A 15,143-nucleotide genomic window follows, 5' to 3' on the forward strand; every position below is an offset into this window, starting at 1 on the left:
CGCTTTTTTTGTTTAAAAAATTGTAATAAAATGGCCAAATATTGTCTCTTTAGAAAACAATTAATTGAATTTTTATTCATAATTATTGATTATTTAATCAAAAGGTCGTTTAATCATGCAAACTTATGCCCTCCTTATTTTACAAGATGGTTCACAATTTATTGGTAAATCAATTGGTGCTGATGGCCAAACTGTTGGTGAAGTTGTATTTAATACTTCTATGACAGGGTATCAAGAAATTCTTACTGATCCTTCATATTGTGAACAAATAGTGACATTAACGTATCCGCATATTGGTAATGTTGGTACCAATAGTGCTGATGCCGAATCAACGCAAGTTTATGCAAAAGGATTGATTATTCGAGATTTACCATTAATCGCAAGTAATTATCGCAGCGAGATGGATCTTTCAAGTTATTTAAAAAAACATAATGTGATTGCAATAGCAGATATTGATACACGTCGTTTAACACGTATTTTACGTGAAAAAGGGGCACAACATGGCGTGATTATTACCGCAAATGATAAACAGACCTTACTTGATAATGTAGAAAATGCTAAACAACAGGCAGTAGATTATAAGGGTTTAAGTGGTTTAGATCTGGCTCAAGATGTGACGTGCAGTAAAAGTTATACATGGACCAGCAGTATATGGACAACTCAACAAGAGCATCCAATCCCAAAAGCAGAAAGTGAACTACCTTACCATGTTGTTGCTTATGACTTTGGTGTTAAACAAAATATTTTAAGGATGTTAGTTGCGCGTGGATGTAAGTTAACTGTTGTTCCCGCTAAAACGCCAGCAGATGAAGTGCTGGCATTAAATCCGGATGGTATCTTTTTATCAAATGGCCCAGGAGATCCGGCGCCTTGTACTTATGCTATTGACGCGATTAAGCAGTTTCTGACTACCGATATTCCTGTTTTTGGTATCTGTTTGGGACACCAATTGTTAGCGCTAGCCTGTGGTGCTAAAACTATCAAAATGAAATTTGGTCACCATGGTGGCAACCATCCAGTTAAAGATCTGGAAAATAATAGAGTAATGATTACAGCGCAAAATCATGGTTTTGCTGTCGATGAAAATACCTTACCTAATTATTTACGAGCTACACATAAATCGTTATTCGATGGTTCGTTACAAGGTATTCATCACAATCAAAAACCAGCATTTAGTTTTCAGGGCCATCCAGAGGCAAGTCCGGGGCCTCATGATGCTGCGCCACTTTTCGATCACTTTATTGAATTAATTAAAATTTATAAGCAGGAGCAATAACATGGCTAAGCGAACAGATATTAAAAGTATTCTAATTATTGGCGCTGGCCCAATAGTTATCGGTCAAGCTTGTGAATTTGATTATTCCGGTGCTCAGGCATGTAAAGCATTACGTGAAGAGGGCTATCGAGTCATTTTAGTTAACTCGAATCCCGCAACCATTATGACCGATTCAGAAATGGCTGATGCTACCTATATTGAACCTATCCACTGGACATGTGTGCGCAAAATTATCGAGAAAGAGCGACCTGATGCCATTTTACCGACAATGGGCGGGCAAACGGCATTAAATTGTGCATTAGAGCTTGAAAAACAGGGTGTATTAAAAGAGTTTAATGTTGAAATGATTGGTGCTACTGCCGATGCGATTGATAAAGCGGAAGATCGCAAACGCTTTGATCAGGCAATGAAAAAAATTGGTCTTGATACAGCTCGTTCAGGTATTGCTCACTCATTAACAGAAGCTTATGCGGTATTAGAACAAGTCGGCTTTCCTTGTATTATTCGTCCTTCTTTTACAATGGGGGGAACCGGTGGAGGTATAGCGTACAATCAAGAAGAATTTGAGGAAATATGTACTCGAGGACTTGATTTATCACCGACTAATGAATTACTTATTGATGAATCATTGATTGGATGGAAAGAGTATGAAATGGAGGTTGTGCGGGATAAAAACGATAATTGTATTATTGTTTGTTCGATTGAAAATTTCGATCCTATGGGGATCCATACTGGCGACTCAATCACGGTTGCACCGGCACAAACCTTAACAGATAAAGAGTATCAAATTATGCGTAATGCCTCAATTGCGGTATTACGTGAGATTGGCGTTGAAACTGGTGGTTCAAATGTTCAATTTTCGGTTGATCCAAAAACAGGCCGATTAATTGTGATAGAAATGAATCCTCGGGTATCTCGTTCTTCAGCATTAGCATCTAAAGCAACTGGTTTTCCTATTGCTAAGATCGCGGCTAAATTAGCGGTTGGCTATACACTTGATGAACTCTGCAATGATATTACTGGTGGAAAAACACCTGCTTCTTTCGAACCTGCTATCGATTATGTTGTAACTAAGATCCCACGGTTTAATTTTGAAAAATTTGCTGGCTGTAATGATCGCTTAACTACTCAAATGAAATCAGTTGGTGAAGTGATGGCCATTGGCCGAACATTCCAAGAATCCATGCAAAAAGCACTGCGAGGTCTAGAAGTTGGCGCCAGTGGGTTGGACGAAAAAATCGATGATTATAGTGATGAAAAGAATCTAACTAAAATTTGTTATGAATTACAGGAAGCTGGTAGTGAGCGTATTTGGTATCTAGCTGATGCGTTTCGTGCTGGTTTCACGCTAGATGAAATCTTTTTATTAACCCATATTGATCGTTGGTTCTTAGTGCAAATTGAAGAGTTAGTCCAAATAGAAAATCGCTTAAAACAGCAAATGATTGAAGATCTTGATCAAGAGGCATTATGGCAGCTTAAGCGTAAAGGATTTTCGGATCTTCGTATCGCCAAACTCCTAGGCTGCCAAGAACAAACAGTGCGAGATCTACGTTGGCAATATGATATTCACTCAGTTTATAAACGAGTAGATACTTGTGCTGCTGAATTTTCAACCGATACAGCCTATCTTTACTCAACATATGAACAAGAGTGTGAAGCACAACCACAATTTAATCGTAAAAAGATTATGATTTTGGGCGGTGGGCCTAATCGAATTGGTCAAGGCATTGAATTTGATTACTGCTGTGTGCATGCTGCATTGGCTTTACGTGAAGATGGTTTTGAAACCATTATGGTAAACTGTAATCCAGAAACTGTTTCAACCGATTACGATACTTCGGATCGTCTGTATTTTGAACCAGTTACTCTTGAGGATGTACTTGAAATAGCTCATGTTGAAAAACCTGATGGGGTAATCGTACAGTATGGCGGTCAAACGCCGCTTAAACTTGCCCGAGCACTTGAACAAGCCGGCGTACCGATTATTGGTACTTCGCCTGATGCCATTGATAAAGCAGAAGATCGCAAACGTTTCCAAGCTATCGTTGATAAGTTGCAGTTAAAACAACCCGTAAATGCTACTGTCACCGATCTCGATGAAGCAGTGATTAAAGCTGAGCAAATTGGTTATCCATTAGTGGTTCGTCCTTCTTACGTATTAGGCGGACGCGCAATGGAAATTGTTTACAATGAACAAGATTTACGCCGTTATTTTAAAACTGCGGTGAGTGAGTCAAATAATGCGCCTGTACTACTTGATCACTTTTTAGATGATGCAATCGAGGTGGATATTGATGTCATTGCTGATGGTGAACAAATTATTATTGGTGGCATTATGGAACATATTGAACAAGCTGGTATTCACTCTGGTGATTCCGCTTGTTCGCTACCAACTTATACATTAAGTCCTGAAATTCTAGCTGAACTGCGTAAACAAGCTAAACAGTTAGCATTCGAGCTAAACGTAAAAGGTTTAATGAATGGACAGTTTGCAGTAAAAGATAATCAAGTTTATCTGATTGAAATTAATCCTCGGGCTGCACGAACGGTACCTTTTGTCTCGAAAGCTACCGGGTTACCATTGGCCAAAATTGCAGCTCGGGTGATGACAGGGAAATCGCTGGCACAACAGAATGTGACTAAAGAAGTGCTGCCTCCTTATTACTCTGTTAAAGAAGTGGTATTACCATTTAATAAGTTTAGCGGTGTCGATCCTATTTTAGGTCCAGAAATGCGCTCAACCGGTGAAGTCATGGGAATTGGTAAAACGTTTGCCGAAGCTTTTGCTAAAGCACAACTTGGTAGTTTATCTAACATGAAAAAATCGGGTAAAGCATTACTTTCAGTTCGTGAACAAGATAAATCAAGACTATTAGAAGTAGCTAAACGTTTAATTGCGCATGGTTTTACGATTGATGCAACCTTGGGTACGGCCAAACTATTACAACAAGCTGGTATCAGCTGTCAAATCGTTAAAAAAGAGAATGAAGGTCGGCCAAATATCCATGATCATATTAAAAATGGCGAGTACAGTTATATTCTTAACACAACCTCAGGTCGTGCAGCTATTGAAGCATCTAAAATCCTACGCCGTAGTGCTATCCAATATAAAGTTCATTACGATACGACTATGAATGCAGCTTATGCTACGACAGCAGCTTTGGATTACGATCCTGCTGATAGTGTGATACCGTTACAGGCACTTTATCAATAAACAAAAAGACGAGCTATAGCTCGTCTTTTTTTATAAATAGATTAAATTATAATTTATTTTTTAAGCCTTTCCTTCAGCCATTGCTAAAATATCTGCTTCGGTTAGTTTGTGAGTAGGATTAGCGAAAGCATAGCAAATTGGTTTCTTATCGATAAACACTTCTGCAGTAAATTCTAAATCTTTAATATCATCAAAGATCCAAGGTGCAAAATAGTAATTTTGTGTATCTTTTAAACGATAATAAAGATGTGAACCACACTCTTTGCAAAATGTTCTTTCTGCCCATTGTGATGAATTAAAATGACTAATGTTCTCTTGCCCTTCTATCGTTATATCGCCACTATGTGCTAATGTCATTAATGGCCCAGCACTCCATTTACGGCAAGTTTGGCAATGACATGCACTTAAATGGGTATTAGCAAACGGAACCGTTAATTTTACTTTTCCGCATAAACAAGATCCATGATATTGAGTAGACATATTTTTTCCTTTTTCCAATTAATGATTTTAGCTGATCGGTTAAATATTAGCATAATGAATAATCAACTAGAATAAGTTTGGTTGTAAAAAATATTGAGGAGTGTATACCATCTAGTATATAAATTGTCTTTATTTGTTAAGGAATGTGTAAAAAAAGGACACTTAGACTAGTAAGGTATTGCTTTATTATTTTATTGATATAATATAAGCACCTCTTTGACGCGGGGTGGAGCAGCTTGGTAGCTCGTCGGGCTCATAACCCGAAGGTCGTTGGTTCAAATCCAGCCCCCGCAACCAATTTCTCCAAATCTTTCCCCACTTTTATTTATTACTAATCATTATGCAGATTTTGGCACAGCAAGTAATGTTGATACCGCTTCGCTAATACGTCTAGCAATGTAACTATTGTTCATTGTGTATAAATGGATACCATCAACATTTTGTGAGACTAAATCAACAATCTGATCGATAGCATAAGCAATACCTGCATCACGAAATGCATCAGGGTGATGTTCGTATTTTTCCATCATCTGTTTGAACTTTTTAGGTAAATTTACGCCACACATTGAAACCATTCGTTCAATCTGATTTTTATTGGTAACTGGCATAATACCTGCTTCAATTGGTACATTAATATCCATGTCATGTGCTTTATCTAAAAAAGCATAAAAATAATCATTATCAAAAAATAGTTGTGAAATTAGCTGATCGGTACCGGCATTTACTTTTTCTTTAAGATGGATTAAATCTTGTTTAAGTGTCGCTGCTTCAAGATGCCCTTCTGGATAGCATGCGCCAATAACATTAAAATCACCATTTTCTTTAATAAAGGTGACTAATTCGCTAGCAAAACGAAAATCATCTTTTGGTGCTACATTGGGACTGATATCACCACGTAATGCTAATACATTATCAATTCCGGCACATTTGAGGTCGTGAAGAATTTTTAGCATTTCGGTTTTGTCGAAGTTGATCCCCGGTAAATGTGCGACACTTTCAATACCATAAGTATGTTTAACCGCATGTGCAATATCAATTGTAGTTTGGCCATTTAAGCTACCACCAGCACCATAAGTGACACTAATAAAGTCAGGTTTAAAATAACCTAATTCGCGTAATGTGCTATAAATTGTCTCTAATGGTGACGTTTTTTTAGGTGGAAAAACCTCAAAGGAAAATACTGTTTTTTGGTTAAATAATAAATTTGTTTTCATTGATACCATCCATTCTTGCTATCTTTTTTTACTCTACTGACATTACCGCCGCCTATAAAGGCGGCGGTAATTAAGACAGACAAAGCTAATTAACTTTATAAAAAACAGTGTTAATTAAGTGTCTTTCTCACTTCTAAGGTTGCTTGAACTAGGTGTTCTAAGCTTTCAACTACTTCTTTTTCACCTCGAGTTTTTAAACCACAGTCTGGATTAATCCACAATTTTTGGTTATCAATTTTAGCTAATAATTTTTCAATAGTTGCTTTGATTTCAGCAACTGGTGGTACGCGTGGTGAGTGGATGTCATACACACCAGGTCCAACTTCTGTTTTGAAGTTATTAGCTTTAAGTACATCAATTAATTGAAGATTTGAGCGTGATGCTTCAAATGAAATAACATCAGCATCCATCGCATCGATATCTTTGATGATGTCAGCAAATTCGCTATAACACATATGAGTATGAATTTGTGTATCAGCTTGTACTTTGCTGTGAACCAATCTAAATGCTGGAATTGCCCAATCTAGATATTCACTATTCCAATCAGCTTTACGTAATGGTAATTTTTCTTTTAATGCTGCTTCATCAATTTGAATGACTTTTATACCAGCCGCTTCAAGATCTAATACTTCATCACTGATCGCTAAACCAATTTGGAATACCGATTCTTTTTGTGAGATATCTTCACGTGGGAATGACCAGTTTAAGATAGTCACAGGGCCCGTTAACATGCCTTTAACTGGTTTATCAGTTAAACTTTGCGCATATTTTGAATATTCAACAGTAATTGGTTTTGAACGAGAAATATCACCCCAAACAATTGGTGGCTTAACGCAACGAGTACCATAAGATTGTACCCACGCTTTTTCAGTAAATACGAATCCGTTTAAGCTTTCACCGAAGTATTCCACCATGTCATTACGTTCAAATTCACCGTGAACTAATACATCAATACCGATCTCTTCTTGCAGTTTGATACATTCAGCAATTTTTTGTTTATTAAATTCGGTATATTCATTTAAACAAATTTCACCCTTTTTAAATTTAGCTCGATTTAAACGAACATCTGGGGTTTGTGGGAATGAACCAATTGTTGTAGTCGGTAATAATGGCAGATTAAAGGCTTTTTTCTGCTCAGCTTCACGCACTGAAAACTCAGGTAAACGAGTAAAATCAGACTCTTTTAATGCTGCTACTTTATGACGAACTACTTGGTTAGCTCCTTCACGCTCACGGGTAAAGAGTGTTTGGTTCGCTTTATAAGCGGCATTATTATCTGGATTTGCTTCATTAAGTAATTGGCCTAATTCAGCAAGCTCTTGTAGTTTTTCCTGAGCGAAAGCAAAATAAGCACGTTGTTGAATAGTTAATTTAGTCTCATTTTGTAATGTATAAGGTACATGCAATAATGAGCATGAAGTATTCACCACAACGTTTGCAGCTTTTTGTTTAATTTTAGCTAATAAAGTTAAAGTTTTTTTGTAATCATTTTTCCAAATATTTTTACCATTAACGACACCTGCAAATAATACTTTTTCAGCAGGGAAGCCATTATTTTCAAGTAAGGCTAAAGTTTGTTTACCTTCAACAAAATCAAGACCAACACCATCAAAAGGTAATGCAACAAGTTCTTTATAACAGTCACGTACATCACCAAAATAAGTTTGTAATACGACTTTAGTTTTACCTTTAACAGATAAAATAGCTTGATAAATTTCGTTAAATAACTCGATATCTTGTTGAGTAAGATCAGTCACTAAAATTGGTTCGTCAATTTGAATCCAATCAGCGCCAAGATCAGTGAATTTTTGAATGATTTCTTGATAAGCTTTAATAATATCAGCTTTAAAATCAACTAATTGCTTACTACCTAAGTATTGAGCTAATTTGAAAAAGGTTAAAGCACCAATGACAACAGGTTTAGTTTGAATGCCGAGTTCTTTTGCTTCTTGGTATTCATCAAATGGTTTGCTACTGGCAATTTTTATTTCTAGTGAATCTTCGATTTCAGGAACAAGATAGTGATAATTGGTATTGAACCATTTTTTCATAGCTAATGCGCGAACATCACCTTTATCGCCTTGATAACCACGAGCCATAGCAAAATAACGATCGAGTTCAGGTAAACCTAAATCTTGATAACGTTTTGGTACAACATTTAGTAAACATGCTGTGTCGAGAACTGCATCATAAAATGAGAAGTCATTTGATGATATAAATGCTATTTTTTGAGCAGCTTGTTGATTTAAATGTTCTGCACGTAGCGCTTTTGCTTCACTTAATAGTTCAGCTTGAGTTTTGTTTCCTTTAAAATAAGCTTCGGTAGCAAATTTTAATTCACGAAGCTTACCAACACGTGGATATCCAATAACAGCAGTATTCATTTTATTTTCCTTTCATTTCATCGCAGTTCTTTAGTAGATAAAAAGATAACAAAAAAAATTGCTATTGAATAATTATAGTTTTTTATGGATTAATATAGTTTTTAACTATAACAATATAATCTAGCATTTTTACATAAATTAAATATATTTATTTGCTAACTACATAAAGGATAATAAGAAATTTCAGTTCATGATCAATAATAGTTACTATGTGTATTATTCTTTATTTAATTTACTCTCTTGAACTTATATTGATCTGTCCATCATTAGGCAATGACCATCTTGGTGTTGTGACTGCTCAGTCGATTTTGAACTTTTTTATTATCGTTTTTTTCTTTTTTTAACTGTAATGTCAATATTCTATATTGCCTGTTTAAGTCACGTAAACATTGGTTTGATTATCTTGCAGTTGGCTTATTGTCTGCGGTTATTATTTTTATTCCGCTAAATAATTTCATGGTGGAAAAGACAAAGGAAGCTCGTCAATCACACAGGGTTAAGCGACAACTTAGTGATATAAAGGCGGAAAGAGTAGAGAAGATTAATCTAAATATTTTACAAAATGATTAATAATTAATATATATAGTCAAAATTCAAAACCCTCCTATCTTGATTGGGATAGAAGGGAAGTAAACAATATTTACTTTCGCCATTCGCCTCGGATTGGTCTGGAAAAGTGCGCTAGTACTGCAATCATACAGATCTCGATAGAAACACCCCAATAAATATGGCCTAAAATTTCACTCCATAATTCATAGCCATTTAAATTCCATAACCAACCAATTGTTCCTTCTGGAGCGTAAGCCGGATGGCGGAAACCGAATAAAGGAATTAAAAATCCGTGCATGACAACGGTAATAATTAGTCCATAAAATGCCCCATACCAAAGTCGGATTTTATTCCAAAAATAAGCAATAAATACATAAACAAAAGCAAAAGCGAAACTGAATAACCAGTGATAAAGGGTAACTGCACCCAAAACATTGGTTCCTTGGTAAATATAATCAAGCGAGTGAGAATTGATGCCTAACCAACCAAGCCAAGCATCAATATGTGCCGCTGGTGGTGAAATTTCACCAGGAACTCGAGGAGGCATATTAACTTCAGATCCCCACTTTACTAATGAACTTATAAAACCACCAATAATTGTTGTCCAAATGATAATTTGACGATTTGTTTTATTTCCAAACATGTGACTTATTCCTTACTATGATTAATAGATTTTCAAATGAGAATACCCAATAATTTTACTGCCACTTAAAACTGCTGATTGTTTTATAAAATACTAGATTACCTAAAACGCTATTGTTTAGATTTGTGATAACGATTTGGGATGGACTTAGGTATCTTTAATCAGTCATAATAGGTATAGACATACCTATATAAACTAATCTTGAATAAATAATATACATGTTTAAATGTAAATAATACATATTATCATCATAATTTTTAAAAAGAACCGTAAATAAGTCGCTATTAATTGATAATGATTCTCATTATCATGTATAATGCCGATATATCCATTTAGAGGTTTTAATTATGTTAAAAATATCTACAGTAAGTCTTGAAGAGATTAATAATACGGTTCATATTCCCAACCCCAATGCTGGTTTTTTTCGCAAACTGTGGGCTTTTTCTGGACCAGGGGCTTTAGTTGCTGTTGGTTATATGGATCCTGGGAATTGGATAACCTCAATTCAAGGTGGAGCTCTTTATAGTTATTTACTACTATCAGTAATATTAATTTCTAGCCTGATAGCCATGTTGTTACAAGCGATGTGTGTAAAAATAGGCATCGTTACAGGCATGGATCTTGCTCAAGCAACTAAATCGATGGTTGGTAGGAAAATGGCTTTTTGTTTATGGATATCCACTGAATTAGCTATTATTGCCACAGAAATTGCCGAAGTAATTGGTAGTGCTGTTGCCTTAAACCTATTATTTGATATTCCATTATTAATTGGGGTTTTATTAACGGTATTTGATGTGATTATTTTGTTAATTCTAATGCGGTTTGGTTTTAGAAAAATAGAAGCTATCGTTTTTTGTTTAATTGCGACAATATTTATTATCTTCACTTATGAAGTGTTAAGGGCATCTCCAGAATTCAGTGACATTATAAATGGTTTTATTCCTCGGTCAGATATTTTTACTGCCTCAATCAAAGGCCATGATTCAGCATTGGTTATTGCGCTGGGCATTGTTGGTGCAACTGTTATGCCACATAATTTATATCTACACTCTTCTATCGTTCAAACCAGAAAATATGACAGAAAGAATCGAACTAGTCTAAAAGATGCAATTAAATATGCCACCATTGATTCCAATATACAGTTATCCTTTTCGTTCATCATCAATTGTCTATTATTGATTCTTGGTGCCGCCCTTTTTTATGGTAATAATCCTGATGATCTTGGTCGATTTACCCAACTTTATGATGCTTTGAAAGACCCTCATATGGTGGGGCCAGTAGCGAGTTCAGTTATGGCTACTTTATTTGCTGTGGCATTACTGGCATCCGGTCAAAATGCAACAATTACGGGTACATTGACAGGGCAAATCGTTATGGAGGGATTTATCAATTTATCGATTCCTCTTTGGGCAAGACGAATAGTTAGTCGTGGATTGGCGGTGACTCCGGTTATTTTATGTATTTATATTTGGGGAGATAGAGAAAATATTGTCGAAAATTTATTAATTTATACTCAAGTATTTTTGAGCATCGCTTTACCGATATCCATGGTGCCTTTAATTTGGGTCACTTCAAATAAAAAAATTATGCAGGAGTTTGTTAACCGTAAGTTAACTACTATTTTAGGCTGGATAGCAACTATTTCGTTAGTGATATTAAATTTACAACTAATTTATGAAGTGATTAGTTCATTATATTAACTAACTATAACATCAACTTATATATAAACTAATGATTGGTCAAAACCATTGATTCAGTTGTTATCAATGGTTTATTTTTTTCTTATCAATTGACGACGCCCTTTTATCGATTTGCTTAATTATTAAGCGAAAGAATCAGTTTTGCAAGTAAGGTAAAATCAAGATAGCAACGTAATTCTAGTTAAAATAATAAAATTAAATCGTAATTTTATTTAAAAAGCTGTATTTATTTACAGTGTTTTTGTTGGTATACTCGTACTAATTTTAATCAGCTGCATGTGTTTATTTAATTATTATGATAACTCAACTTACTATTAATAATTTTGCTATTGTCGATCAGTTGTTAGTTGATTTTACAACAGGGATGACCGCAATTACAGGGGAAACTGGGGCCGGTAAATCGATTGCGATTGATGCTTTAGGACTATGTTTAGGTAATCGTTCAGATGCCTCTGCCATTCGTAATGGTGCAGAACGAGTAGATATTTCAGCTAGTTTTATCCTTGATGACACACCAGCGGCATATGCATGGTTAACTGAAAATCAACTTGATGAAGGTAATGACTGTATTTTACGACGAGTCATCAATCAAGATGGGCGTTCTAAAGCATTTATTAATGGGCGAGCGGTACCAATTTCACAATTAAAAGATTTAGGACAAATGCTAATTCAAATTCATGGCCAACATGAACATCAGCGTTTGTTAAAAAGTGATTATCAACAAATATTACTTAATCACTATATGCATGAACCGAACTTATTATCGCAAATGCAACAGGCCTATAAGCAATGGAAAACGGCTAGCCAAGCTTATCAACAATATCAATCCTCAAAACAAGAGCGTGATGCACATGTTCAGTTATTGCAATATCAGTTAAAAGAGTTAAATGAATTTTCGCCGATTGAAGGGGAATATCAACAAATTGATGAAGAATATAAAAAGTTAGCCAATAGTGAACAGCTAATTAGTCTTAGTCAACAATCGATGATGTTACTCGACGAAGCTGATGAGTACAATGTGAGTAATATGCTTAATAGTGTTAAACATATTATTAATGATTTAGCTGCACTAGATCCATCTTTAAATAATGTTTCAGCAATGCTAGAAGAAGCTACTATTCAAATTAAAGAAGCTTGCTATGAATTACGTCATTATAGTGAAAGTTTAGAGTTGGATCCGGCAAGAGTGATGCAACTTGAACAACGCTTATCGAAACAGATTGCTTTGGCACGTAAGCACCATGTGTCACCGGAAGCATTACCTGAATTACATCAGAGTTTACTTAATGAATTTAAACAGATTAATCAGCAAGATGAACAAGGTGAACAGTTAAAAGAGCAGATCAAAAAATATCAACAAATTGCTGTAGAATTAGCAACTAAATTACACCAAAAACGCTTAACAGCTAGCAAAACACTAGCTAAAAAAGTATCGGCTACTATGCATGAACTATCTATGCCAAATGGTAATTTCAGTATTGATATAACATTCGATGAAAACCGCTTGAATGAAGATGGTGCAGATCAGGTGTCCTTTTTAGTTAGTACCAATGCAGGACAAATTGCACAACCTTTAGCAAAAGTCGCATCTGGCGGTGAATTATCTCGTATTGCTTTGGCTATACAAGTTTTAACAGCGCAAAAAATGGATACACCGGCACTGATTTTTGATGAAATTGATGTTGGTATTAGCGGACCTACTGCCGCTAAGGTGGGACAGTTATTAAGACAACTTGGTGAATCAACTCAAGTTATTACTGTGACACATTTGCCACAAGTAGCGGGTCAAGCTAATCAACATTACTTTGTAAGTAAACAAACAAATGGTAAACAGACAGCGACTGATATGCAAAGATTAGATAAAAATGGTCGCTTAAATGAGTTAGCTAGGTTATTGGGCGGCGATAAAATTACAGATGCGACATTAGCCAATGCGAAAGAGTTACTTATTATCTAATTTAATTATGGTAATATAACGACTTTAATTTTGGACTGAGGATAGCTAGAATTATGAGCTTATCTGGTAAAAATATTTTATTAGGCATAACAGGTGGCATTGCTGCTTATAAATGTCCAGATCTTGTCCGCCATTTAAAAAAGGCTGGTGCACAAGTACGAGTTGTGTTGACCGAGTCCGCTAGCCATTTTGTCGCACCAATGACTTTACAAGCGGTGTCTGGTAATGCTGTTTCAAAAGAGTTATTCGATCCTACTGCTGAACTCTCAATGAGCCATATTGAATTAGCTAAATGGGCTGATTTAGTGTTAATTGCTCCGGCTACAGCGAATATCATTGCTAAAATGGCAAATGGTATTGCTGATGACCTGCTATCGACGATTTGCCTTGCAACGCCAGCCAAAATTGTCATCGCTCCAGCGATGAATCAACAGATGTATAAAGCTGCCGCAACGCAGCAAAATTTAGCGACATTAGAATCACGCAATACATTAATTTTAGGTCCAGATGATGGTTTTCAAGCGTGTGGTGACATTGGTCCTGGTCGCATGGTTGAACCGACAACTATCGTTGAAAATATTAATAACTATTTTTTAGCTAATTCTGAACTAGCTGAAACCACCATTACCATCACTGCAGGCCCTACCATTGAAGAGCTTGATCCAGTTCGTTATATCAGTAATTATAGTTCTGGTAAAATGGGCTTTGCCATTGCGAAAGCGGCAGCCGAAATGGGGGCAACAGTAAATTTAATTAGTGGTCCAGTTAATTTAGCAACACCTAATAATGTTAATCGCATTAATGTAAAAAGTGCTAAACAGATGTATGATGAAGCATTGGTTTTGGCGAAAAAATCTGCGATTTTTATCTCTTGTGCGGCTGTTGCCGATTATCGAGCTGAGACTATTGCTAAAAATAAAATTAAAAAAACTGATGATAGCAATGAACTTGTGATTAAATTAGTTAAAAATCCGGATATTGTTGCCAGCATTGCTGGATTAAAAGAACACCGTCCATTTGTCGTTGGTTTTGCCGCTGAAACGAATGATGTAAAGACCTATGCTCTTAAAAAATTGACCACAAAAAATTTAGATTTAATTTGTGCTAATGATGTGTCAGACCATAATATAGGTTTTAACTCTGACCAAAATGCATTAACCCTTTATTGGCAAAATGGCGAACAAACGTTACCATTAAGCAGTAAACAACAATTAGCAAAACAGTTACTTCAAGCAGTTATAACACGATATAAAGCGAGTCATGATGAAAAGAAAAATTGATATTAAAGTATTAGATAAACGTTTAGGTAATGAGTTTCCACTGCCAACTTATGCAACCGAAGGTTCAGCTGGTATCGATTTAAGAGCAATGTTTGATAAAACTACCGAGATCAAACCAGGCGAAACGATTTTAACTCCAACTGGTTTATCTATGCATATTGCTGATCCTAGCTTAGCTGCATTAGTGTTACCTCGTTCAGGACTTGGTTCAAAAAATGGTATTGTTCTTGGTAATTTAGTTGGTTTAATTGATTCTGATTATCAAGGCCAACTATTTGTACCCGTTTGGAACCGTAGCCAAACTCCATTTGTTATTGAAGCTGGTGATCGTATTGCGCAATTAATTATTGTGCCTGTGGTACAAGCAGAATTTAATATTGTTGATGAATTTGTTGAATCAACACGCGGTGAAGGTGGATTTGGGCATTCAGGTAAGAAATAAT

The 15,143-nt window shown here is 35.7% G+C and carries 10 protein-coding genes and 1 tRNA gene; 7 read left to right on the forward strand and 4 right to left on the reverse strand.

Going from position 1 to position 15,143, the window contains the following annotated elements:
• Nucleotides 1-115 precede the first annotated feature (115 nt).
• Nucleotides 116-1,276 (forward strand): glutamine-hydrolyzing carbamoyl-phosphate synthase small subunit, encoded by a 1,161-nt coding sequence (carA, locus tag B6D18_RS05525; RefSeq protein ID WP_086363537.1) that lies wholly within the window; start codon nucleotides 116-118, stop codon nucleotides 1,274-1,276.
• Between the two features lies 1 nt (nucleotide 1,277).
• A complete protein-coding gene (carB, locus tag B6D18_RS05530) occupies nucleotides 1,278-4,493 on the forward strand; it encodes a carbamoyl-phosphate synthase large subunit (RefSeq protein WP_086363538.1) in 3,216 nt (1,071 codons plus the stop codon).
• A 60-nt stretch (nucleotides 4,494-4,553) separates the two neighbouring features.
• Here the strand turns inward: carB and B6D18_RS05535 are convergent, their stop codons facing one another.
• Nucleotides 4,554-4,973, reverse strand: coding sequence for a GFA family protein (locus B6D18_RS05535; protein WP_086363539.1), 420 nt, complete (start codon nucleotides 4,971-4,973; stop codon nucleotides 4,554-4,556).
• 220 nt (nucleotides 4,974-5,193) lie between these two features.
• Between B6D18_RS05535 and B6D18_RS05540 the strand changes: the two genes are divergently transcribed.
• A tRNA-Met gene (locus B6D18_RS05540) sits at nucleotides 5,194-5,270 on the forward strand.
• Nucleotides 5,271-5,311: 41 nt separating this feature from the next.
• Here B6D18_RS05540 and metF read toward each other — a convergent pair.
• The 3 genes from metF to B6D18_RS05555 all read right to left on the reverse strand — a co-directional run bounded on the left by metF (nucleotide 5,312) and on the right by B6D18_RS05555 (nucleotide 9,763).
• Nucleotides 5,312-6,187: a methylenetetrahydrofolate reductase [NAD(P)H] gene (gene metF / locus B6D18_RS05545; RefSeq protein ID WP_086363540.1), complete on the reverse strand. Its 876-nt coding sequence runs from the start codon at nucleotides 6,185-6,187 to the stop codon at nucleotides 5,312-5,314.
• Nucleotides 6,188-6,297: 110 nt separating this feature from the next.
• Nucleotides 6,298-8,571 (reverse strand): 5-methyltetrahydropteroyltriglutamate--homocysteine S-methyltransferase, encoded by a 2,274-nt coding sequence (gene metE / locus B6D18_RS05550; RefSeq protein ID WP_086363541.1) that lies wholly within the window; start codon nucleotides 8,569-8,571, stop codon nucleotides 6,298-6,300.
• Nucleotides 8,572-9,211: 640 nt separating this feature from the next.
• Nucleotides 9,212-9,763 (reverse strand): DUF1440 domain-containing protein, encoded by a 552-nt coding sequence (locus tag B6D18_RS05555; protein ID WP_086363542.1) that lies wholly within the window; start codon nucleotides 9,761-9,763, stop codon nucleotides 9,212-9,214.
• Nucleotides 9,764-10,110: 347 nt separating this feature from the next.
• Here B6D18_RS05555 and B6D18_RS05560 point away from each other — a divergent pair, with 347 nt between their 5' ends.
• The 4 genes from B6D18_RS05560 (at nucleotide 10,111) to dut (ending at nucleotide 15,142) form a co-directional block, all read left to right on the forward strand.
• Nucleotides 10,111-11,463 carry an Nramp family divalent metal transporter gene (locus B6D18_RS05560; protein WP_086363543.1) on the forward strand — a complete coding sequence of 451 codons (1,353 nt, stop codon included), beginning with the start codon at nucleotides 10,111-10,113 and terminating at the stop codon, nucleotides 11,461-11,463.
• Nucleotides 11,464-11,758: 295 nt separating this feature from the next.
• Nucleotides 11,759-13,420 carry a DNA repair protein RecN gene (gene recN, locus B6D18_RS05565; RefSeq protein WP_086363544.1) on the forward strand — a complete coding sequence of 554 codons (1,662 nt, stop codon included), beginning with the start codon at nucleotides 11,759-11,761 and terminating at the stop codon, nucleotides 13,418-13,420.
• 53 nt (nucleotides 13,421-13,473) lie between these two features.
• Entirely contained in the window at nucleotides 13,474-14,700 is a 1,227-nt protein-coding gene (coaBC, locus tag B6D18_RS05570; RefSeq protein WP_173795309.1) for a bifunctional phosphopantothenoylcysteine decarboxylase/phosphopantothenate--cysteine ligase CoaBC, read from the forward strand.
• The gene (gene dut, locus B6D18_RS05575; RefSeq protein WP_086363546.1) at nucleotides 14,684-15,142 is read left to right on the forward strand and encodes a dUTP diphosphatase; all 459 of its coding nucleotides are present in this window, start codon (nucleotides 14,684-14,686) and stop codon (nucleotides 15,140-15,142) included. The genes coaBC and dut overlap by 17 nt, the downstream gene beginning before the upstream one ends.
• Nucleotide 15,143: the final 1 nt, after the last annotated feature.

Origin of the sequence: Gilliamella sp. A7 (genome assembly GCF_002142015.1) — a bacterium.
Taxonomy (GTDB): domain Bacteria; phylum Pseudomonadota; class Gammaproteobacteria; order Enterobacterales; family Orbaceae; genus Gilliamella; species Gilliamella apis_A.